20 protein-coding genes and 1 tRNA gene are annotated in these 19,520 nt (G+C 66.2%); 5 read left to right on the forward strand and 16 right to left on the reverse strand.

All coding sequences use genetic code 11. The features are described 5' to 3' along the window. Nucleotides 1-4: 4 nt before the first annotated feature. From PHA8399_RS04580 to PHA8399_RS04615, 8 genes are all read right to left on the reverse strand, one after another. Nucleotides 5-1,093, reverse strand: coding sequence for a Zn-dependent alcohol dehydrogenase (locus PHA8399_RS04580; protein ID WP_058285008.1), 1,089 nt, complete (start codon nucleotides 1,091-1,093; stop codon nucleotides 5-7). A 183-nt stretch (nucleotides 1,094-1,276) separates the two neighbouring features. Continuing rightward, entirely contained in the window at nucleotides 1,277-2,614 is a 1,338-nt protein-coding gene (locus PHA8399_RS04585) for a class-II fumarase/aspartase family protein (RefSeq protein WP_058285009.1), read from the reverse strand. Beyond that, entirely contained in the window at nucleotides 2,614-3,324 is a 711-nt protein-coding gene (locus tag PHA8399_RS04590) for an alpha/beta fold hydrolase (protein WP_058285010.1), read from the reverse strand. The genes PHA8399_RS04585 and PHA8399_RS04590 overlap by 1 nt, the downstream gene beginning before the upstream one ends. Beyond that, nucleotides 3,317-4,108 carry a 3-oxoadipate enol-lactonase gene (gene pcaD / locus PHA8399_RS04595; protein ID WP_058285011.1) on the reverse strand — a complete coding sequence of 264 codons (792 nt, stop codon included), beginning with the start codon at nucleotides 4,106-4,108 and terminating at the stop codon, nucleotides 3,317-3,319. The genes PHA8399_RS04590 and pcaD overlap by 8 nt, the downstream gene beginning before the upstream one ends. 132 nt (nucleotides 4,109-4,240) lie before the next feature. Then, entirely contained in the window at nucleotides 4,241-5,437 is a 1,197-nt protein-coding gene (locus PHA8399_RS04600; RefSeq protein ID WP_058285012.1) for an endonuclease/exonuclease/phosphatase family protein, read from the reverse strand. Nucleotides 5,438-5,480: 43 nt separating this feature from the next. After that, nucleotides 5,481-6,458: a threonine ammonia-lyase gene (locus PHA8399_RS04605; RefSeq protein ID WP_058285013.1), complete on the reverse strand. Its 978-nt coding sequence runs from the start codon at nucleotides 6,456-6,458 to the stop codon at nucleotides 5,481-5,483. Further along, nucleotides 6,455-7,285: an alpha/beta fold hydrolase gene (locus PHA8399_RS04610; RefSeq protein ID WP_058285014.1), complete on the reverse strand. Its 831-nt coding sequence runs from the start codon at nucleotides 7,283-7,285 to the stop codon at nucleotides 6,455-6,457. The genes PHA8399_RS04605 and PHA8399_RS04610 overlap by 4 nt, the downstream gene beginning before the upstream one ends. An 8-nt stretch (nucleotides 7,286-7,293) precedes the next feature. Then, on the reverse strand, nucleotides 7,294-7,980 hold the full coding sequence (locus tag PHA8399_RS04615; RefSeq protein ID WP_058285015.1) for a haloacid dehalogenase type II: 687 nt from the start codon (nucleotides 7,978-7,980) through the stop codon (nucleotides 7,294-7,296). Between the two features lie 137 nt (nucleotides 7,981-8,117). Here PHA8399_RS04615 and PHA8399_RS04620 point away from each other — a divergent pair, with 137 nt between their 5' ends. Then, nucleotides 8,118-8,546: an FKBP-type peptidyl-prolyl cis-trans isomerase gene (locus tag PHA8399_RS04620; protein ID WP_058285016.1), complete on the forward strand. Its 429-nt coding sequence runs from the start codon at nucleotides 8,118-8,120 to the stop codon at nucleotides 8,544-8,546. Between the two features lie 302 nt (nucleotides 8,547-8,848). Here the strand turns inward: PHA8399_RS04620 and PHA8399_RS04625 are convergent, their stop codons facing one another. From PHA8399_RS04625 to fabA, 3 genes are read right to left on the reverse strand one after another with little or no spacing between them, the layout of a single operon-like run. Further along, nucleotides 8,849-9,640, reverse strand: a complete 792-nt coding sequence (locus tag PHA8399_RS04625) for an enoyl-ACP reductase FabI (protein WP_058285017.1) — start codon at nucleotides 9,638-9,640, stop codon at nucleotides 8,849-8,851. Between the two features lie 6 nt (nucleotides 9,641-9,646). Next, the gene (fabB, locus tag PHA8399_RS04630) at nucleotides 9,647-10,876 is read right to left on the reverse strand and encodes a beta-ketoacyl-ACP synthase I (protein WP_058285018.1); all 1,230 of its coding nucleotides are present in this window, start codon (nucleotides 10,874-10,876) and stop codon (nucleotides 9,647-9,649) included. A 45-nt stretch (nucleotides 10,877-10,921) separates the two neighbouring features. Beyond that, on the reverse strand, nucleotides 10,922-11,431 hold the full coding sequence (gene fabA, locus PHA8399_RS04635) for a bifunctional 3-hydroxydecanoyl-ACP dehydratase/trans-2-decenoyl-ACP isomerase (protein ID WP_058285019.1): 510 nt from the start codon (nucleotides 11,429-11,431) through the stop codon (nucleotides 10,922-10,924). 215 nt (nucleotides 11,432-11,646) lie between these two features. On the opposite strand from fabA, the gene irrA reads away from it, so the two are divergent. After that, entirely contained in the window at nucleotides 11,647-12,063 is a 417-nt protein-coding gene (gene irrA / locus PHA8399_RS04640; RefSeq protein WP_058285244.1) for an iron response transcriptional regulator IrrA, read from the forward strand. Here irrA and PHA8399_RS04645 read toward each other — a convergent pair. Then, on the reverse strand, nucleotides 12,028-12,957 hold the full coding sequence (locus PHA8399_RS04645) for a LysR family transcriptional regulator (protein ID WP_058285020.1): 930 nt from the start codon (nucleotides 12,955-12,957) through the stop codon (nucleotides 12,028-12,030). The two genes, irrA and PHA8399_RS04645, sit on opposite strands and share 36 nt — an antisense overlap. A 99-nt stretch (nucleotides 12,958-13,056) precedes the next feature. Between PHA8399_RS04645 and PHA8399_RS04650 the strand changes: the two genes are divergently transcribed. After that, nucleotides 13,057-13,854: a phytanoyl-CoA dioxygenase family protein gene (locus PHA8399_RS04650; RefSeq protein ID WP_058285021.1), complete on the forward strand. Its 798-nt coding sequence runs from the start codon at nucleotides 13,057-13,059 to the stop codon at nucleotides 13,852-13,854. Nucleotides 13,855-13,932: 78 nt separating this feature from the next. On the opposite strand, the gene PHA8399_RS04655 is transcribed toward PHA8399_RS04650, so the two are convergent. The 4 genes from PHA8399_RS04655 to PHA8399_RS04670 all read right to left on the reverse strand — a co-directional run bounded on the left by PHA8399_RS04655 (nucleotide 13,933) and on the right by PHA8399_RS04670 (nucleotide 16,779). Beyond that, on the reverse strand, nucleotides 13,933-14,973 hold the full coding sequence (locus PHA8399_RS04655) for a radical SAM/SPASM domain-containing protein (protein ID WP_058285022.1): 1,041 nt from the start codon (nucleotides 14,971-14,973) through the stop codon (nucleotides 13,933-13,935). Between the two features lie 536 nt (nucleotides 14,974-15,509). After that, the gene (locus tag PHA8399_RS04660) at nucleotides 15,510-15,926 is read right to left on the reverse strand and encodes a VOC family protein (RefSeq protein ID WP_058285023.1); all 417 of its coding nucleotides are present in this window, start codon (nucleotides 15,924-15,926) and stop codon (nucleotides 15,510-15,512) included. A gap of 265 nt (nucleotides 15,927-16,191) precedes the next feature. Continuing rightward, nucleotides 16,192-16,267: transfer RNA gene (locus PHA8399_RS04665), tRNA-Ala, on the reverse strand. Nucleotides 16,268-16,452: 185 nt separating this feature from the next. Next, the gene (locus PHA8399_RS04670) at nucleotides 16,453-16,779 is read right to left on the reverse strand and encodes a TIGR02300 family protein (RefSeq protein WP_058285024.1); all 327 of its coding nucleotides are present in this window, start codon (nucleotides 16,777-16,779) and stop codon (nucleotides 16,453-16,455) included. A 99-nt stretch (nucleotides 16,780-16,878) separates the two neighbouring features. Here PHA8399_RS04670 and PHA8399_RS04675 point away from each other — a divergent pair, with 99 nt between their 5' ends. Continuing rightward, complete coding sequence (locus PHA8399_RS04675; protein ID WP_058285025.1) at nucleotides 16,879-17,565, forward strand: M48 family metallopeptidase; 687 nt, start codon at nucleotides 16,879-16,881, stop codon at nucleotides 17,563-17,565. Between the two features lie 124 nt (nucleotides 17,566-17,689). Further along, entirely contained in the window at nucleotides 17,690-19,495 is a 1,806-nt protein-coding gene (locus PHA8399_RS04680; RefSeq protein WP_244270151.1) for an adenylate/guanylate cyclase domain-containing protein, read from the forward strand. Nucleotides 19,496-19,520: the final 25 nt, after the last annotated feature.

The raw sequence follows: 19,520 nt of genomic DNA on the forward strand, positions 1-19,520 counted from the left end.
CGTGTCAGTCAAACACAATCACATTGCGCTTGGCAGAGCCAGTCTTGGTGTCGGCAATGGCCTCGTTGATCTGCTCCAGGAACCAGCGGCCAGAGATCAGTTCATCCAGTTTCAGGCGGCCCTGCTGGTAAAGGTCGACCATCCAGGGAATGTCCCGCTGGATCACCACATCACCCATCTTGGAGCCGATCAGCCCCTGTCCCACGGCGGCCAGAACCACCGGCTCATAGCTGGCCTTGGCGCCGGAATGCGGCATGCCGATCAGCACCGCCTTGCCGCCGCGCGCCAGATAGCGCGGGGCCTGCTCGTAGGCAGGGATGGCGCCGACGGTGACCAACACCGCGTCTGCACCGCGGCCGCCAAGCGCCTGAAAGGCCGCCTTCCACGGCTTGTCCTCAGTTGCCAGAACCCCGTGGGTTGCGCCGAACTCCTTGGCGATGTCCAGCTTTTCCTGGCTCATGTCCACCGCGACGATGCGCCGGGCGCCGGCAATGCGGGCGCCCTGGATGGCGTTGAGCCCGACACCGCCGACACCGATCACCACCACGTCCTGCCCCGCCCGCAGCTGGGCGGCGTTGACCGCCGCGCCAACGCCGGTGATCACCCCGCAGGACAACAGCGCCGCGACGTCCTTGCCCATCTCAGCCGGGATCTTCACGATCTGGCGCTGATCCACCACCACCTTCTCGGCAAAGGCGCCGCAGGCCATGGCCTGCTCCAGCGGCCCGCCTTCGGCTGTCTTCAGCGGGCCGTTCACACCGTCATAGGGCGTTTCGCAGATCACCGGCCTGCCGCCTGCGCAGGACGGGCAGGTGCCGCAGCTGCGGATCAGGGTGACCACAACGGAGTCGCCTTCGGCAAACCCCTGCACACCCCCGCCGAGGCGGGTAATCACCCCGGCGGCCTCATGCCCGTAGACCGCAGGCAGATGCCCACCCCAGGCGCCTTCGGCATAGGAGATGTCGCTGTGGCAAATGGCAACCGCGTCCAGCGTGACCTCCACTTCGCCCATGCCGGGCGGGGCCAGCTTCACCTGTTCGATCACCAGCGGGGCTCCGAAGGCATGGCAGACGGCGGCTTTGATGGTTTGCATGGTTTTCCTCCCCGTTTCAGGCAGGGTGGCGCGGCGGCTTGGCTGCATCAAGCCGGAATACGGCAGCCCGGCTTCGGTTTTACGTTACGGAAGACGTGCTGCGCTGGAATGCAGTGCAGCCGATGGTAATCAGCCGCAGCACCGGACAGAAGGGCGCGCCGGGCAGATAGAGCGCGGCGTCCTTTACGGCTTGCCCAGCTCCTCAGCCCGTTTGGCAAACTGCAAGGCATCCCACGGCGCCCGGCCCATCTGCTGCGCCGGGTCGAACAGCGCCGCCGCGTTGAGATCCGGATAGTCGCGCGCCACCAGCTCCCGCAGCGGCGTCTGCGAGGCCTGCGCCTCCCGGCACAGCGCCTTCACTGCCGCCTGCGCCTCGGGCCGCGGCATCTGCTCTGCCAGGGCAAAGCTCAGCGCCTCGGCGTGGATCATGCCCAGCCCGCAGGACAGCGCGGCGGCCATCGCCTCCGGATCGGGTGCCAGGCCAGCGCACAGGTCCTTGCCCGTCTTTGCGGCGCTGGCCGCGCCCAGAACGATCTGCGGCAGGCTCATCCATTCGCTGAACCAAGCCGCCCCGTCGCGCTGATGCTGCTGCACCGAGGCCCCCTGAAGGACAGAGAACAAGCCGCTGCCCTGCCGCGCCAGCGCCGCCAGCACCGAAGGCGCCACCGGGTTCTGCTTCTGCGGCATCGTCGAGGAGGCGCCGGCGCCGCCCAGCGAAATCTCCGAAATGCCACTCTGCGCCAGCGCGATGCAGTCCTCGCCGGTTTTGCCGAACGCCAGCGTCACCCGCAGCAGCCAGTCCGCGATCCGTAGGATCGGCGTGCGATCGGTGTGCCAGCTGCGCCCCGGATCCTGCAGGGCCAGCCCCTTGGCCATCGCAGCGCGCACCTCTGCTGCCTTTGGCCCCAGCGCGCCGGAGGTTCCCGCTGCACCCGACAGGGAGGCCAGCAGGCACGACTGGCGCAGCGCGGGCAGCTCCTCCAGCAGGGTCAAAAGCGGTGTGCCCCAGCCAGCCGCCACCGCCCCGAAACTGGTGGGGGTGGCGTGCTGCCCATAGGTGCGGGCAGCCATCGACAGGTCCGCATGGGCTCTGGCCAGCGCGCCAAGCGATACCGCAGCGGCCTTCACGTCTGCTTCCACCAGCGCCAGAACCTGACGCAGCCGCAGCATCAGCGCGCTGTCCATGATGTCCTGCGAGGTGGCGCCCCAATGCACATACTGCGCGTGCTCCGGCGCTTTCATCTCCTCGCGGAAGGCGGCGACCAGCCCCGGCACCGGCACGCCATTCTGCGCGCTGGGCTGTTTCAGCACGCCGGGGTCAACGGCGATTTCCACCACCGCACGGGCGATGGCGGCGGCGCTTTCCTGCGGGATCACGCCCGCGTCGCCCTGGGCCTTGGCCAGTGCGCCCTCCACCAGCAGCATGGCGCGCACCTCCGCACTGTCCGAAAACAGGCGGCTAGCCTCGCCGCAGCCGAACAGGCCGCCATACACCTGGCTGTCAAAAACTGAACCTGCCATCAGAAGTCCTTTGCGATGTGCCCGATCAGATCCGCGAGCCCCTCGGGGTCCGCGAAGAAGGGCGAATGGGAAGTTTGCATTTCAAAGACCCGCTGCGGCGGCAGCTGTGCCGCCATCTGCGCCTGGTATTCCGGCGGGATCACCCGGTCCTGCGTGCAGCGGATATAGGCCTTGGGCACGCCTTCGAACCGGTCGCCCAGCCGGATTGGCGTGTCCTGCGGCGGGATCGGCTGCGGACACAGGTGTTCCAGCGCGAACTCCACCGTTTCAGCCGGGCAGTCATGATAGAACAGCTCCGGCGCGGTCTCTGCCACGAAGCTGTAGCTGGTGCCAGCCGCGTTCTTGGCGGTGGCGCCCGTCAGCGTCTGCCGCGGTCCGGCCTTGCGCATGCCAATCAGGGACAGGCCGCTGACCGGAATATAGCTGCACAGGTAGATCAGGCCGCGCAACCTGTCAGGACCGGCCTCTGCCGCGGCGGAAATGGGAAACCCGGCCCAGGAATGGCCCAGCACGATGGTGTCAGGCGTCGAGGCCGCCAGCACTGCCTCAGCAGTTTCCGCCAGTGTGATCCCCGCCGGATCGCGCCCGTCGCCATGGCCGGGCAGCGTGAGGGTGCGGGCGGTGTGGCCGCGCGCCTCCAGGGCCGGGACAACATCGCGCCAGCACCAGGCGCCATGGCAGGAGCCGTGAACCAGAAGAAACTCAGCCAATGTGCCCGGTCTCCCTCAGAAACGCGGTCAGGCGCCCGGCGTATTCGTCAGGCTGCTCAACACAGGCGATGTGGCCTGCGCGCCGGATCAGGTGAAACTGGCTGCCGGGGATCAGGTCCACCGTCTCGCGCACCAGATCGGGCGGGGTGGAGCCGTCCTCAGATCCCGCAATGCCCAGGCAGGGCAGCCGCAGCCCGCTGGTGGGGGTATAGAAATCGGTGCCAGCAATTGCCGCGCAGCAGCCGGCATAGGCGTCGCGGGATTGCTGCACCAGCATGTTGCGCCACAGCTGCAGCTCTGGCGTGGCGCGGAAGCCGCGGGCAAACCAGCGCTCCATCACCGCTTCGGCCAGCGCTTCGATGCCGTCGGACTGCACTGTCTGCACCCGCTCTTTCCACATCTCCGCGGTGCCGATCTTAGCGGCGGTGTTGGACAGCACCAGCGCCCTGATCTGATCCAGCCGCTTCACCGCCAGGCCTTGCGCGATCATGCCGCCGATCGACAGCCCCACAAACATGCAGTCGCGCACTTGCAGGTGATCCAGCAGCCGCTCCGCGTCGCGCACCAGCGCACCCATCGAATAGGGCGCGGGCGGGCAGGAGGACAGCCCGTGCCCGCGCTTGTCATAGCGGATGATGCGCAGGCCCTTCGGCAGCCGGTCTACCACCGCATCCCAGACCCTGAGGTCGGTGCCAAGCGAGTTGGCAAAAACGATTGGGGCGCCGTCAGGGTCCCCGTCAATGCGGTAATGAAGCTGGACATCGCCCAGGTCTGCAATCTGCATGGAGCGCCTCTTTGCTGTTCCGCCGCACTTTACCTGCGCCAAGGCGGCGAGGTAAACCAGCCGCCTGCCGCGGGCGGGGGAATTTTCTTTCCAAAGAAAATTGGCCGGAAAAACCTGTTTTTCCGGCCCGCCTCAGCCGCGCAGCTCCATGTGGGCCATGATCTGCGCGTGATCGGAGGCCGGCTTGTTGTAAGGCGCCTCCGGGTGGCTGCCGTCGGCCAGATGATCGTTGAAGACGCTGTAATACTGCATTTCTCCGATGGAACCGGGCCAGGACGGGTCGAAATGGCGCGACATATAGATCTGGTCGGCACTTTCATGCACGCCGCCAAAGGCGGTGGTATAGACCACATTGCGCAAAGATCTATTCAGGAACATCTTCTCGGCAGAGCGCAGCCGCACCCGGTCGACGTCCTCGCGGATCTGTTTGTCTTCCTCCGCGCTGTAACGGTCGCCGGGGTGCCGGGCATCATGGCGCAGCATCCAGGCGTAGTTCGTGAACGGCATCTCGCCGGCGATGATCTCGCTGCTGACCGCAGGTTCGCCGTCGTTGAAATCCCCCAGCACCATCACCGGGCGTCCCTGCTCCAGCTCGTCCAGCACCGCGCGGCGCAGCACCCAGGCCTCGCCCATCCGCCTCAGCGCCGCCCGCAGCGATCCCATCGCCCGTCCCGCCGCATCATAGGCGGTCAGCACGGTTTCGGGCGGATAGGGCGCGCCCGGCGGCTTGATGTATTCGCCGAGTTTCGATTTCAGGTGGCAGTTGAACACGGTGATCACCTGATCCCCAACCGGCACCCGCACCTTCAGGATCGGCCGCGACAGCCGGCGCAGGGTATAAAAACCTGCGTCCTCTTCCTCGCCCAGGCAGGCCATCGGGATGTCCAGCGGCTGATCCAGGTCCTGAATCACCTCGGGATCATCCGCAAAGCCAAGCCGCGACAGCACTGCCAGTCCGGGCCGCCGCTCGCCCGGATCACCGGTGTCGTTCAGGTTGGGGGCAAAGGCCAGTTCCGCTTCGGCGTAAGAGCCATACGCCAGCTTCTGAAAAACCGCCTTGCGGTGATAGCGTTTGGAAGGGTCGGGGATGCTGGCGGCGTTGGCCTCCGCCCCGCGCCGGTCGGTTTCTGCGATGACCTGGCGCAGCGGCGCTTCGTCAAAGATCTCCTGAAACCCCACGATGTCGGCGTTCAGCGTCAGCAGCTGGTCGGCCAACCAATCCGCCTTCCAGGCGTATTCCTCCGGCGTGTAGCTTTGAAAGCGGTAGTATTCCCGCTCCGGTCCGATCAGATTCTTGACGTTGAACGAGGCGATTGTGAAGCGTGTCATGACGGCCCCCTGACTGCCGCGCCATGAAACGCGCGGCCAGGGGTCAAGCATAGCGCGAGAGCGCCTCCCGGAACAGCTCCGCATCGACATTGCCGCCGGTCGCAACCGCAATCACCGCGGCGCCGGTGATCCGGTCGGGGTGGAACAGTGCGGCGGCCAGCGATGCCGCACCGCCGGGTTCCAGCACGATTTTCAGCCGCAGGAAGGCCAGCGCCATCGCCCGCATCGCCTCCTCCTCGGTGATCACCAGCCCCGGCCCGCACAGCCGGCTGAGGATGGGAAAGGTGATCTCCCCCGGCTGCGGTGTCAGGATCGCGTCGCAGATCGAGCCGGACTGGCTGGGGTTCCGGCAGATTTCGCCCGCCGCCAGCGATCTAGCCACGTCGTCAAAGCCTTCCGGTTCCACCGTCCGCACCCGCAGGCCCGGCGCGCGGGCCTCCAGCGCCAGCGCAATGCCCGAGGACAGTCCGCCGCCGCCGCAATTGACCAGCACATCCGCCCGGGTGACGCCTTCAGCGGCGGCCTGTGCCGCGATCTCCAGCCCCGTCGTGCCTTGGCCCGCGATCACCTGCGGCTCATCATAGGGCTTGATCAGGGTCAGCCCGCGCGCTTCCGCATATTGCGCGCCGACCGCCTCGCGGCTCTCGCCGCCCGCGCGGTCATACAGCACCACCTCGGCGCCCAGATCGCGGGTGTTCTGGATCTTCAGCCGGGGCGCGTCGACGGGCATCACGATGACCGCTGGCACCTCATGCGCCTTGGCGGCGGCTGCGACACCTTGCGCATGGTTGCCGCTGGAATAGGCGATGACACCGCGCTTGCGCGTCTTTTCCGGCAGTGCCGAGACCGCCGACCAGCCGCCGCGGAACTTGAACGATCCGGTATGCTGCAGGCACTCCGCCTTCACCAACAGGCGGCGCCCGGCGATCTCGTCCAGAAACGGCGAGGACAGGAGCGGGGTGACGCGGGCATGGCCCTTCAGCCGCTCCGCCGCGGCGTCGACCATAGCAATAGAGGTCATTTGAGGTGGTCCAGAACTGAATGAATGAGGGCGAGCGCTTCGGGTTCGTCCAGAAACGGCACATGGCCGCGGTTTGCAATCTCCGCCGCGTGCAGGCCGGGCAGGCGGCGCTGCATTTCTGCGAAGGTTCCGGCGCTCAGAATGTCCGAGTTCGCGCCGCGGATCACGCCGCAGGGCAGCCCTTCCAGCGACAGGAACAGCGGCCACAGATCCGGGGCCGGGCCAGCCTCGGCTTGCGCCAGCAGTGCGTCACGCAACCGCGGGTCATAGCGCAGGCTTAGCCCCTCTGCGCTCTGGTCATAGAACGCCTCCGCTTCCTCGCGCCAGCGCGACGCAGGCACGTCCGGGAAGGCCGGCGCCGTCAGCGCCGCCAGCGTCTGCGCGGCCTGCGCATGGGTTTTGGCGGCCGGGCGGCGGCCCACATACTCCATGATCCGGGCAATGCCGCCCGGGGGGATCTCCGGGCCCACGTCATTCAGGATCACCGCCGCCAGCCGGTCCTTGGCCATTGCCGCCAGCGTCATCGCCACCAGTCCGCCGCGCGACGTTCCAAGCACCGCGGCGCGCTCCAGTCCCAGATGGTCCAGCAGCTCCAGCACATCCTGCGCCTCGCGCAGCACGTTGTAGTTCGCGAAGGCGGGATCATGCGCCGACTGCCCCCGGCCGCGCGCGTCCAGGGTGATCATCCGGTACTGCCCGGCATGTGGCGCGAAATAGCGGAAATCCCGGCTGTCGCGGGTGAGGCCTGCGAGGCAGAGGAGCGGCAGGCCCGCGCCGCTGTCCGTGTAATACAGCCGCAGCCCGTCAGAAGTTTCAAAGTACGCCATCGGTGCGCCTAGCTCCTGGCAAGGTCGGGAATTGTGGTGAGGTCCGGCAGGATATGCGCGGGTTTCCAAGGCAGCCTGTCCACCGGCTCCCCCGCCCGGTTCACCCAGGCGGTGACAAAGCCGTACCCCGCAGCCCCCGCCGCATCCCAGCCGTTGGAGGACACGAACAGCACATTGTCTTTGGCGCAGCCGAAACGCTTGCCCACCAAATCGTAAACGCGGCTGTCTGGTTTGAAGATGCCGGCGCTTTCCACCGACAGCACGTCGTCCAGCACGCCGCCCAGGCCTGCTGACTGCACCGCACCGTCCAGCATCGCAGGTGAGCCGTTCGACAGGATCGCGGTGTTCATCCCAGCGTCTTTCAGCGCCTTCAGCATCGCGGGCACCTCCGGGTAGGCCTGCAGCTCCCAGTAGAGATCTAGGAGCCGCTGGCGCAGGGCGGCGTCACCGTCCAGCCCGGCGGCTTCCATCGCCCAGTCGAGCCCGTCCTGGGTCACATCCCAGAAATCCGCATGGGCCCCGGTGATGGCGCGCAGCCAAGTGTATTGCAGCTGCTTCAGCCGCCAGTGGCTGGCCAGGTCTGCCCAGTTGTCCTGCAGATGCGGAAACTGCGGCTCGCCGGCGGCCTGGCGGGCAGCGGCTGCCACATCGAACAGGGTCCCGTAGGCGTCAAAGATACAGGTGGTAATCGGCATGGCTCCCTCCGTTGCCGCGAGAGTTGCACGAAGGCGGCGGGCTGGCAAAGCCGGAAATTGCCCGCATACGGGTTTACATCACATCTGCGGGCGCTAGGCTGCGCCCCTTTATCAACCCGCAACCGATTGGAGGTCTCATGACCGGGGTAAAAAACGGCGACACCGTGCGCATCCACTACACAGGCAAGCTGACGGATGGCACCGTTTTCGACAGCTCCGAAGGGCGCGACCCGCTGGAGTTCACCGTGGGCGCAGGCCAGGTGATTGCCGGCATGGATGCCGGTCTGGAAGGCATGGAAGCCGGCGAGAAGAAGACGCTGGAAATCGCCTGTGCCGATGGCTACGGCCCGATCAATCCCGAGGCGCGCCAGCAGATCCCGCGCGAAGGCATTCCCGCCGACATCCCGCTGGACCTGGGCACTCAGCTGCAAATGCAAAGCCCCGACGGCCATGTGCTGCCGGTCACCGTGGTCGAAGTGACCGAAGAGACCGTGACGCTGGATGCCAACCACTTCCTGGCAGGCAAAGATTTGGTCTTCGACATCGAGCTGGTGTCTATCAACTAAGGTTCCACCTGCGGGGGCGGGGAGTGCTCCCGCGCCCGCAGGTCCCCCGGCTGCGCCAGCGGACGCTTGGTGGCCTTGGGCGTGGCACCGCGCAGAGCGCGGTGCCACGCCCAACGGGAGCGGGCTTCGCCAGAAGCCCGGCGACGGGCGGGAGCGGGCTTCGCCAGAAGCCCGGCGACGGGCGGGAGCGCGCCGCAGGCCGGATGCAGAACACCGCGCGCTGTTTGAAGCTTGGAGAAGAGACAGAAAAAGGCGCCCCCTGGGGGAGCGCCTTTTTTGAACAGGGGTCTTTGGGGAAGCGGTTACAGGTGATCCTGCTGCGGCATCCCCAGCACGTGGAAGCCGCCGTCCACCCGGATGATTTCGCCCGTGGTGCAGGCGCCGGCGTCCGAGGCCAGGTAGACAGCAGTGCCGCCAACGGCCTCCAGCGTTGCGTTGTCGCGCAGCGGCGCGTTCTGGGCGGTGTGCTTGAAGGTCTTGCGCGCACCGCCGATGGCAGCACCGGCCAGGGTCTTCATCGGCCCGGGCGAGATCGCGTTCACCCGGATGCCTTCCGGGCCCAGATCGTTGGCCAAATAGCGGGTCGCCGATTCCAGCGCCGCCTTGGCCACGCCCATCACGTTGTAGTTCGGCACAACCCGGTTCGACCCCTGATAGGTCAGGGTCAGGAGGGTACCGCCATTGTCCTTCATCAGCGGGTAGGCGCGGCGCGCCACCTCGATGAAGGAATAGGCGGAGATATCCATCGAGTTCTTGAAGTTGGCGCGGGTGGTGTTCAGGAACCGCCCGGTCAGCTCCGACTTGTCGGAATAGGCAATCGCATGCACCACGAAGTCGATCGTGGGCCAGCGTGCCGCCAGCTGTTCGAACGCGGCGTCCAGCGAGGCGTCGTCGGTCACATCCACGTCGACCATGAAATCCGAGCCGACACTTTGGGCCAGCGGCTCCAGCCGCTTGCCGAAGGCCTCGCCCTGATAGGTAAAGGCCAGCTCGGCCCCGGCGTCCGCCATGGCCTTGGCAATGCCCCAGGCGATGGAGCGGTCGTTGGCAACGCCCATGATCAGGCCGCGCTTGCCGGTCAGAAGTCCCGCCATCGTCACTTATCCCTTGTACTTGCTCAGAACCATCGAGCCATTGGTGCCGCCAAAGCCGAAGCTGTTGGTCATCACCGAGTCGAGGCCGGCGTTTTCCACCAGGCCGGTGGCAATCTCGCCCGGCAGGATGCCTTCGGCGAGGGTGTCGACGTTGATCGACGGCGTGATGAAGTCGTTGTCCAGCATCAGGAGGCAGAAGATTGCCTCCAGCGCGCCGGCAGCGCCCTGGGCGTGGCCGGTCATCGACTTGGTGGAGGAAATCGGCGGCACCTTGCCCTCGCCGAACACCCGGCGCGCGGCTTCAACCTCGCCGACATCGCCGACCGGGGTCGAGGTGCCGTGTGCGTTAATGTAATCCACCTTGCGGCCCTCGGGCAGGGTGGCCAGCGCCAGCCGCATCGCCCGCTCGCCGCCTTCGCCGGACGGCGCCACCATGTCGTGGCCGTCAGAAGTTGCGGCAAATCCGGTTACCTCGGCATAGATCTTGGCGCCGCGGGCCTTGGCGTGCTCCAGCTCTTCCAGCACCACGATGCCGCCGCCGCCGGAGATCACGAACCCGTCGCGGTCCTTGTCGAAGGCGCGGGAGGCTTTTTCCGGCGCGTCGTTCTTCTTGGAGGACATCGCCCCCATCGCATCGAACAGGCAGCTCAGCGTCCAGTCCAGCTCCTCGCCGCCGCCCGCGAACATCACATCCTGCTTGCCCATCATGATCTGCTCGGCCGCATTGCCGATGCAGTGCAGCGAGGTGGAGCAGGCCGAGGTGATCGAGTAGTTGATGCCCTTGATCTTGAACGCGGTCGCCAGGTTGGCCGAGATGGTCGAGGACATGCACTTCGGCACCGCAAACGGGCCGATGCGCTTGGTCGCGCCGGTCTTCAGCACGGTCTGATGCGCCGCCAGCATGGCCGAGGTGGACGGGCCGCCGGACCCGGCCACCAGACCAGTGCGCTCGTTCACCACGTGATCTTCGCTGAGGCCCGCATCGGCAATCGCCTGGCTCATGGCGATATGGGCGTAGGCCGCACCGGGGCCCATGAAACGCAGGGCGCGCTTGTCCACATGCTCAGCCACATCAATCTTGAGCGTGCCGGCCACTTGGCTGCGGAAACCGTGCTCGGCCATTTCCGGGCTGGCAACGATGCCGGATTTACCGGCTTTCAGCGAGGCTGTGACTTCTTCGGCATTGTTCCCGATGGAGGAGACAATCCCCAGACCGGTGACGACGACGCGGCGCATGTGCGTACTCCTGTTCCTGTGACTCTTGTCCTGCCGGAAAGCCTGTCAGCTCTCGGACAGGGCCACTTTCATATCTTTGACCTGATAGATCACGTCCCCGTCGGCCTCGACGATGCCGTCGGCGACACCCATGGTCAGGCGGCGGGTTTGCACCGCCTTGGTGAAGTTGACGCGGTAGGTCAGCATCTTGCGGTCCGGGCGCACCATGCCGGTGAGCTTCACCTCACCCACACCCAGCGCATAGCCGCGGCCCTTCCAGCCGCGCCAGCCCAGGTTGAAGCCGGTTAGCTGCCACAGGCCGTCCAGGCCCAGGCAGCCGGGCATGATCGGGTTGCCCGGGAAATGGCAGTCAAAAAACCACAGGTCCGGGGTGATGTCGAACTCTGCTATCACATGGCCTTTGCCATGCTCGCCGCCGTCGCCGGAAATCTCGGTGATGCGGTCCATCATCAGCATCGGCGGCGCCGGCAGCTGGGCGTTGCCCGGCCCAAACAGCTCGCCCCGCGCGCATTTCAGCAAATCGTTCTTGTCAAAGCTGCTGGGGTAATCGGCCATTCGGGCGTCTCTCCTGCCTGGGGTTCGGGTCTATATATCTGGCTCCCTGTAGCACCGCGCGAAAGGGTCCTGCAAGGGGACCCCGCGTCACTTCCTGCGCTGAATGTGCCACAGACGCACCGGAAAGGGGAGTTCAGCTGAGAATGAATTTCATTTGAAAAACCTTGGGTGTTGCTCCTATATATACGGTCAGCAACGCGATGCAGGACCTGTTCATGACGCCAAACAGCGAAGAAGTGGCCACACGCTGGCTGACAGAGGCCGGGCTGAGACCCACCCGGCAGCGGGTTGCGCTTGCCGAATTGCTGGTCGGCGACGGCAAGCACCGCCATATCACCGCCGAAAGCCTGTTCGAGTCGGCCAAGAAAAAGGGTGCCGCGGTGTCGCTGGCGACCGTCTACAACACCCTGCGCGCGTTCTGCGATGCGGGCGTGCTGCAGGAAATCCCGCTGGACGGCTCCAAAAGCTATTTCGACACAAACACCCATGACCACCCGCATTTCTTCTGGGAGGACGAGGGCCGGGTCAGCGATGCGCCCGCGCAGGATCTGGTGATTCACAAGCTGCCGGAAGCGCCGGAGGGGATGGAGATCGCCTCAGTCGATGTGGTGATCCGCCTGCGCAAGGTCTGACCGGCGGGCGCTCAGCGCTTTGCGGAGAATTTCATGTGCTTTGAAGGCCGGGGACGCCTCCGGCATTCCTGTGTGGGCTGCCAGAATCACCGGCTCCTGCGCCGCCGCATCCGTGACCGGCACCGCGCATAGGGCTTTGCCGTCATAACTGATTCCGCCGGGCGGCAGGCTGTAGCTGATCCCCACGCCCTCGCCATTGGCAGCCAGGCTGCGCAGCAGCTCCAGCGTCTCCGCCCGGTGCGCAATCCGCGGCACCAGTCCCTGCATCTTGAACAGACCCAGCATGTGCTGCACCGACAGCCCTTCCTGCGACAGCACCAGCGGGTGCTGCGACAGCTCCGCCAGCGACAGGCCGCGACGCTGTGCCAGCGGATGCTCCGGCGGCACCAGCGCATGCGGCGCGATCCTGTCCAGCTCGGCCCGGCTGAAAGCCGCATCCAGCCCCAGGTCATAGGTGATGGCCAGATCCGCCGCGCCTGTGCTCAGCGCGGAAATCAACGGTTCAAAGCCGCAGGCACGGTGGCTGACCTCCACATCGGGCAGGGCCGCGCGCAGGGCCTTCAGGGCAGGGGCCAGCAAAAACGGGGCCAAGTCGGAGAAGCAGACCAGAGTCATCTTGTGCATGGCACCGGCGTTGCTGGAGTTTTCCAGCCGCGCCGCCTGATCCAGCAGCGCCTGCGCCTGCCCGGCAAACCGCCGCCCTTGCGGCGTCAGCGCCAGCGCCGCGCCGCGCCTGCGCAGAAACAGCGCATGGCCCAAGTGCTCCTCGATCCGGCTCAGCGCCGCCGAAAGCGCGGGCTGGCTTACATGAACGGCATCCGCCGCCGCCGACAGGCTGCCGTGCCGGGCGACGGCGCAGACATATTCGTAATGGCGCAGGGTCAGGTATAACATGTGTCGAAGGGTACCTTAAAAAGATATGATTTGAAACTATACCTCTACCGCGGCAGGAATGGCGCATCGGAATTGCATCATTCAGCAGCGGAGACAGCAATGGTCCACCCCCTCATCACCCCGGAACATGTGGCGCAGTTCCAGCGCGACGGCGTGGTCCTGATCCGCGGCCTGTTCGCAGATCAAACCGAACTGCTGCGTGCAGGCGTTGCGGCCAATATGGAAAACCCCGGGCCTTATGCGTCGGACAACGAAAAGGCCGGGCAGACCGGCCGGTTCTTTGATGACTACTGTAACTGGACCCGCATTCCCGAATTCCAGCAAGCGATTGAAGAATCCCCGGTTGCCGAAGTCGCCGCCGACCTGATGCAATCCCAGTCAGTGCAAATGTTCCATGACCATGTGCTGGTCAAGGAGCCGGGCACCTCGATGGCCACTCCCTGGCATCAGGACGGCCCCTACTATTTTGTCGAGGGGGAGCAGACCATCAGCTTCTGGTCGCCGCTGGATGAGGTGAAAGAGGCCACCCTGCGCTGCGTGGCCGGCTCCCACAAATGGGAGAAGGAAGTGCTGCCGACCCGCTGGGTATCGGAGGAGGATTTCTTTCCGGACGAGGGCCAGTACATGCCCGTCCCGGATCCGGATGCCGAAGGCATGACGGTGCTGGAATACCCGATGCAGCCGGGCGATGCGGTGGCCTTCAACTACAAGACCCTGCACGGCGCCCGCGGCAATACCTCGGCCTCTCGCCGCCGCGCGTTTTCGCTGCGGCTGGTGGGCGATGACGCGCGCTATGTGGAGCGGCCGGGCCGCACCTCGCCGCCGTTTCCGGGCCACGGTATGCAGCCCGGCCAGCGCCTGCGCGAAGACTGGTTCCCGATCTTGCTGCAGCGGTAAAGGGAAGGGGGCTTTGCCCCCTCGGCCTGGCGGCCTTCACCCCCAGAGTATTTGGGGAAAGATGAAGGCCGCAAAAGTCTATTTTTTCAGGTCGCGGCGGATGCCCATGTTTTCGGCGTTGGAGAAGGAGCAGGTCTTGCAGATGCCGAACTGCTTCAGGAAGCCGCGCTTGCGGGCGCGGGCGGCCTCGTCCGAGCGGTAGGCGGCCAGGAAGCCGTCCTCCTCCACATTGGGCAGCTGAATCACCTGGTCATAGTCGATGCAGCACAGGCCCAGGTCGCCGTTCCAGAACACCACGGATTGGAACAGCGGCACCGTGCACAGCGCGTGGCTGGTGTGGCGCGGGTGGCGGCGCAGTTTCTTCTGGCGCGGCAGGAAGTGGGCGAACTCGCGTTTCTGATCGGCAGAGGTGTAAGAGCCGATCGAGAAGGTCTTGAACCGCACCCGGTCAAAACCCGCCTCCCGCGCCCAGGCTTCCATTTCGTCCATCTGCGGCTCAGAGTAGCTGGTCAGCAGCGTCTGCAGCACGGTGATTGGGGTTTTGAAGCCCAGGTCTTTCTTGATGCTGAGGAATTCCTCGATGCTTGCCTTGACGTTATCGAAGTCGGAATTGACCCGGTAAGCCTCCTGCGCCTCCTTGGAGAACCCGTCCATGCAGAGGTTCACCCGTGCGAGCCCGGAGCGGATCAGCCGCTCGCTCATCTCCGGCGTCAGGCGGGTGGCGTTGGTGGACAAGTAGGTGTCGTGGCCATTTTCATGGGCATAGGCGATGAAATCGGGCAGGTCCTTGTGCAGCGTCGGCTCACCCGAGAAGCTGAAGTAGATCGCGGGTTTTTCCGGCTGATCCTTGAAGTCGTCGATGATCTTGCGGAACACATGCGGTTTCATCATGCCGCGCTTGCGGCTCATCGCAAAGGTGACGGGGCAGACCGGGCAGCGCAGGTTGCAGCTGTTGGTGGCGTCGATGATGATGATCTTGGGCGGGCGGCGGAAAAAGGCCAGCGGCAGCAGCCGGGCCATCAGATGCAGCGCCCGCTCATGCAGCCCGGGCGGCTTGGCGGGAAGGTCTGGCTGCGCGGTGTCCGGACGGAGGTCCGGCGCGGGGGCTTGATCTTTCATGCGAGGATCTCCGCAGGGGCTGGCAGAACCTACCTTAAGGCTCAGGGAGTGGCAGGCAACCTTTTGTCGCGTCACGGTTTGTGAGCATTACGTGAGCCGCCGCAGCGCGCCGTCCGTCGAAGCGGTGCCTTGGAGGGGGGCGCCGGACCGGCAGCGGCCTGATCTGAATGCGCACCAGAAGACGTGCGCCCCATTGTGCGCAGATTAGTCAGTGGATTGAAAGGCGGCAAAGGGCGCACCTGTTGGCCTCCGGGGTAAAACCGCTTGAACGCAGCGGGATGAACTTCAAGGCAGCGCGGCGCAGCTGCCTGCAGCTGGAGGCAAACGCCGCTATCCGCAAAGGGGGCTGCCTCCCCTGATCCCATCCGGGCTCCAGCGCCGCCGGCATCCGGGCGCTGCCCGGCAATGTCCTGACAGTTCGGGGTGTGCCCGTGCCGGGCCGACGCTCAGTCCGGGGCGGCGGATGCGCGGTCAGCGCCGGTTATTCCGGCCTTCCGCAATGCGGCGGATGGCTGTTGTCCGCCGCGGTATCCCCGCTATCCGTCGCGCCCTGGCTCATTCGGATTGCTGGAGAAAAGTGCGATCTTGTTGCCTTGGGGGTCGCGAAGATAGCCGGCGTAGAAGTGCGGTCCGTAATCGGCGCGAAAGCCCGGCTGGCCCTCGCCGGAACCGCCTGCGAGAAGCGCGGCGGCGTGAAGATCGCGCACCTGCTTTTGGCTGCGCGCCTCGAACGCGGCCATAGAGCCGTTGCCGGCCGAGGCCGGGCGTCCATCGAAAGGGGGTTTAACGTAAAAGTCCGGCTGCACGGGGGATTGACCCGGTTTGACCGGCAGGCTGAAACTCAGTCCCGCAGGCCCCTCCTTCAGCTGGTAACCAAGGGCGGGCAGGAACGCGGAATAAAACCGTTTCGCGCGCGCGAGATCATCCGCACCGACTGTGATATAGGCAATCATGCTTTGCGGTTCTTTCCGGAAGGCCGGTCATTGCAGTGAAGCTTCTGCAATATTGCAGGCCTGCGCAGGATTCGTCACTGCAAACGGCCCCTTTCTAATCGTTAGAAGCGGGCCTTGTTGAGCATACGGTGAAAGATCACGTCGTCCCGCAGGGCTGATCCGCAAGCACGTGGCAGAGCAGGGAGGTTCATGGCGCCGGTTGCGTAAGGAACAGAAATGCGTATGCCAAAGGCAGCTGAACTACACGATGCGTTTCATGAAGATTTGGTGGAGCCTAGGGGAGTCGAACCCCTGACCTCTTGCATGCCATGCAAGCGCTCTCCCAACTGAGCTAAGGCCCCAAACCTGTCCGCTTTTCAGTGTCCGTTCCGTTGCCGGTGCGGCCCGTCTTGCGGTGTGAGCGTCGTTTACGGGACGGCGGCGCGGGCTGCAAGCGGAAAATGCGCCGGTGTCCGATTTTTTTCCGCCCCTCCCTGGAGTGCGGTCCGGGGAAGGCCAAACGCTTCCCCGAACAGCTTGAATTGCCTCAGGAATCGTCGTCCGGCGACGACATGTCGGCAATATCGTCCAGCGAGACGTTGTCGTCATCATCGTCATCATCCAGGACATCATCGCCCAGATCGACATCAACGTCGTCGTCATCATCCAGGACCACGTCATCCGTGTCCATGTTCTCTTTGGCCTTCAGGGTTGCCGCGTCTTCGGCATCCGCCTCGATCATCCGGGTCTTACCGGTATCCAGCTCCACGACCTCGCCGGTGTAGGGGCTGACGATCGGGTTCTTGTTCAGGTCATAAAAGCGCTTTCCAGTGGTAGGGCAGACGCGCTTTACACCCCATTCTTCCTTGGGCATGTGGATCCCCTTGATTTACTGGTGAGTCGTATCGACGATTCCGGTGCCTTGCCATATGAGGGGGGCACTGTCAAAGCCTTTGCCTGGAAGGGGGCGCGCATGGCCGACTATCACCTGCCCGGAGATCCGCCGGTGCCGCTGACCCTGCGCCGGTCGGGGCGGGCGCGGCGGATCAGCCTGCGGATTTCCTCGCTCGACGGGCGGGTGACGCTGACCCTGCCCAAAAGCCTGCCGGAACGCGCCGCGCTGGCCTTCGCCGAGGAAAAGGCCGACTGGATCCGCGGCCATCTGCAAAAACACCCCGAGGCGGTGCAGGCGGAGTTTGGCGCGCTGCTGCCAATCGACGGCCAGGACCGGGTGGTCGAGCGTGCCGTCGGGCGGCGGATCCAGCTGGAGGCGGGGCGGATTGCTGTGCCGGGGGACCGCCCGGCGCGGCCGCTGCAGCGCTACCTGAAGGAGCTGGCGCGCAACCGTCTGGCAGAGGCCTCCGATTTCTATGCCGCGCGGCTCGGTAAGGGCTACAGCCGGCTGACCCTGCGCGACACCCGTTCGCGCTGGGGCTCCTGCACGGCGGACGGCGCGCTGATGTATTCCTGGCGGCTGATCCTGGCGCCGCCTGCGGTGCTGCGCTATGTGGCCGCCCATGAGGTCGCGCATCTTGCGGAAATGAACCACTCGCAGGCGTTCTGGGACACGGTGGAGCGGATCCACGGGCGCTGGCAAGCCCCCCGCGCCTGGCTGCGGGAAAACGGCGCCAGCCTGCACCGCTACCGGTTCGGCGAATGAACGCAGTGCTTTGCGGGCCGGGCCGCGCGGGCTAAGCTCGCATCACGTTTCCGCTCCCTGTTGCCCCGGTTCCTGAGGCCAGCCCGTGCCAGACAAACCGCAAAGACGCCTTGCTGCCATCTTCGTGCTGGATATCGCCGGGTTCAGCCGCCTGATGGCCGAGGATGACGCCGGCACGCTGAACCAGGTTCTGGCGCAGCAGCAAAGCCTGATCGCCCCGGCGATCCGCGGCCGTCAGGGCCGCATCGTCAAGCTGATGGGCGACGGGGTGCTGGCCATCTTTCCCAGCGTGATCTCGGCGGTGGAGGCCGCGGCGGAGGTGCAGGCCGGCGCCGCCCGCAACCGTCATCTGCAACTGCGGATCGGCGTTACCCTGGGCGAGGTGCTGATTGCCCAGGGCGATGTCTACGGCGACGACGTCAATATCGCCGCCCGGCTGGAGGCGCTGGCACCGCTGGGCGGGGTGGCGCTGTCGGCTGCGGCTTACGCGCAGGTGCAGGGCCGCATCCCCTATGCGTTTGAGGATCTGGGCCTGCATGAGGTCAAGAACATTCCGCAGCCGGTGCATGTCTATGTGCTGGGGCAGGAGCTGACCTCGCTGCCCAGCCTGCGCAGCAGACCGCCGCCGCCCAAACCCAGGGCTGCCAGACCGCACAAGGCCATGCGGCCTGCCGTGCTGGTTCTGGCAGGGAGCCTCGCGGTCGCCGCCGCTGCGGCCGGCCTTTGGGGCTGGCAGCAGGCGGCGCAGCAGAACAGCGCCGCGGCGGTGGCGCCCGGCAGCCCGGCTGCCGCCGCCTTCGAGGGCCGCCCGGTGATCGCTGTCCTGCCCTTCACCGCAGGCCAGCTGCAGCCCGCTGTCGCCCGTATGCTGTCAGAGGAGGTGATCCGCAGCCTGGCGCCGGCCGGGGGGATCCGCGTCATCGCACCGGGCAGCACCCGCGCCGCCGAGGGCCTGCTGCCCGCCGAAGCGGCCGCCCTTCTGGACGCGGATTTTGTGGTCACCGGCCATCTGCCGGGCCGTCTGCAGGATGGGGTCAGGCTGGAGATCCTCCAGGCCGGCACCGGGGCGGAGCCGCTCAGCATCCTGCCGCCGCAGCCGCAGGATGCGGTCTCCGGGCTTGCCGCGGCGCTGGCGGCCAGTGTTGTCCGGTATTTCGGCAAGGCGGTGCCGGAACTTGCCCCCTCGGGCGCTACCTCAGATGACGCCGTCCTGCAGCTCTTCACAGCCCGCAGCATGATGCAGCAGGGCGACCGCAGCGGCGCAAAGCATTCCTTGCAGCGGGCACTGCAGCTGGCACCGGACTGGCCGGAGGCGCAGGCGCTTGCCGCGCTGTGGCACCTGGACCCGCTGTCCGGCCCGCTGGCGGGCCTGCCGCAGCGTGCTCCTGAGGCCGCGCAGATGACCGCGGGCTTGCCGCAAGGGGCCGCCGTGTTGCAGCTGCGGGCGCTGGCGGCGCAATTCGCGGGCCAATCCGCCGAGGCGTTGCAACGCGCCGAAACCCTGGCGGAGGACTACCCCAATGACGCTTCGGGCCAGCTGACGCGCGCCTGGCTGCTGCATCTGGCGGGGCAGGGCGGTGCGGCGCAGAAGGTGCTGGATCAGGTCCGCCGCCTTGACCCGGTCCCGCAGCCGGCCGTTCTGACCGTGCAGGCCGCCATCCGGCTGGCCGCCGGGCACGAGGCGGAGGCTGCCGCCGCTGCCGCCGAAGCCCTGGCGCTGGAGCCCGGGGCCCAGCATGCGCTGGTTCTGCATTGCGCCAGCCTGGCCGCCCTCGGCAGCTTCGAGGAGGCAGCAGCGGCCTGCGGCAGGCTTGCCGGCGCGCCGCTGACGCTGGATCAGGCGGCCGCAGGCTTTCCCTACACGGCGCAGGCGCCGCTGCGGCGGCTGCGCACCGGTCTCAGCCTGGCCGGGCTGTCCGGCCGCCCCTGACCAGTTGCACGGTTACAGTGCGCGT

It is taken from the genome of Leisingera aquaemixtae, from assembly GCF_001458395.1.
Lineage (GTDB): Bacteria > Pseudomonadota > Alphaproteobacteria > Rhodobacterales > Rhodobacteraceae > Leisingera > Leisingera aquaemixtae.

Excerpts from the sequence above, each read along its gene's own strand:
- PHA8399_RS04580 (WP_058285008.1), bottom strand. The coding sequence starts at position 1,093 with ATGCAAACCATCAAAGCCGCCGTCTGCCATGCCTTCGGAGCCCCGCTG.
- PHA8399_RS04585 (WP_058285009.1), bottom strand. The coding sequence starts at position 2,614 with ATGGCAGGTTCAGTTTTTGACAGCCAGGTGTATGGCGGCCTGTTCGGC.
- pcaD (WP_058285011.1), bottom strand. The coding sequence starts at position 4,108 with ATGCAGATTGCAGACCTGGGCGATGTCCAGCTTCATTACCGCATTGAC.
- PHA8399_RS04600 (WP_058285012.1), bottom strand. The coding sequence starts at position 5,437 with ATGACACGCTTCACAATCGCCTCGTTCAACGTCAAGAATCTGATCGGA.
- PHA8399_RS04605 (WP_058285013.1), bottom strand. The coding sequence starts at position 6,458 with ATGACCTCTATTGCTATGGTCGACGCCGCGGCGGAGCGGCTGAAGGGC.
- PHA8399_RS04610 (WP_058285014.1), bottom strand. The coding sequence starts at position 7,285 with ATGGCGTACTTTGAAACTTCTGACGGGCTGCGGCTGTATTACACGGAC.
- PHA8399_RS04615 (WP_058285015.1), bottom strand. The coding sequence starts at position 7,980 with ATGCCGATTACCACCTGTATCTTTGACGCCTACGGGACCCTGTTCGAT.
- PHA8399_RS04620 (WP_058285016.1), top strand. The coding sequence starts at position 8,118 with ATGACCGGGGTAAAAAACGGCGACACCGTGCGCATCCACTACACAGGC.
- PHA8399_RS04625 (WP_058285017.1), bottom strand. The coding sequence starts at position 9,640 with ATGGCGGGACTTCTGACCGGCAAGCGCGGCCTGATCATGGGCGTTGCC.
- fabB (WP_058285018.1), bottom strand. The coding sequence starts at position 10,876 with ATGCGCCGCGTCGTCGTCACCGGTCTGGGGATTGTCTCCTCCATCGGG.
- fabA (WP_058285019.1), bottom strand. The coding sequence starts at position 11,431 with ATGGCCGATTACCCCAGCAGCTTTGACAAGAACGATTTGCTGAAATGC.
- irrA (WP_058285244.1), top strand. The coding sequence starts at position 11,647 with ATGACGCCAAACAGCGAAGAAGTGGCCACACGCTGGCTGACAGAGGCC.
- PHA8399_RS04645 (WP_058285020.1), bottom strand. The coding sequence starts at position 12,957 with ATGTTATACCTGACCCTGCGCCATTACGAATATGTCTGCGCCGTCGCC.
- PHA8399_RS04650 (WP_058285021.1), top strand. The coding sequence starts at position 13,057 with ATGGTCCACCCCCTCATCACCCCGGAACATGTGGCGCAGTTCCAGCGC.
- PHA8399_RS04655 (WP_058285022.1), bottom strand. The coding sequence starts at position 14,973 with ATGAAAGATCAAGCCCCCGCGCCGGACCTCCGTCCGGACACCGCGCAG.
- PHA8399_RS04660 (WP_058285023.1), bottom strand. The coding sequence starts at position 15,926 with ATGATTGCCTATATCACAGTCGGTGCGGATGATCTCGCGCGCGCGAAA.
- PHA8399_RS04670 (WP_058285024.1), bottom strand. The coding sequence starts at position 16,779 with ATGCCCAAGGAAGAATGGGGTGTAAAGCGCGTCTGCCCTACCACTGGA.
- PHA8399_RS04675 (WP_058285025.1), top strand. The coding sequence starts at position 16,879 with ATGGCCGACTATCACCTGCCCGGAGATCCGCCGGTGCCGCTGACCCTG.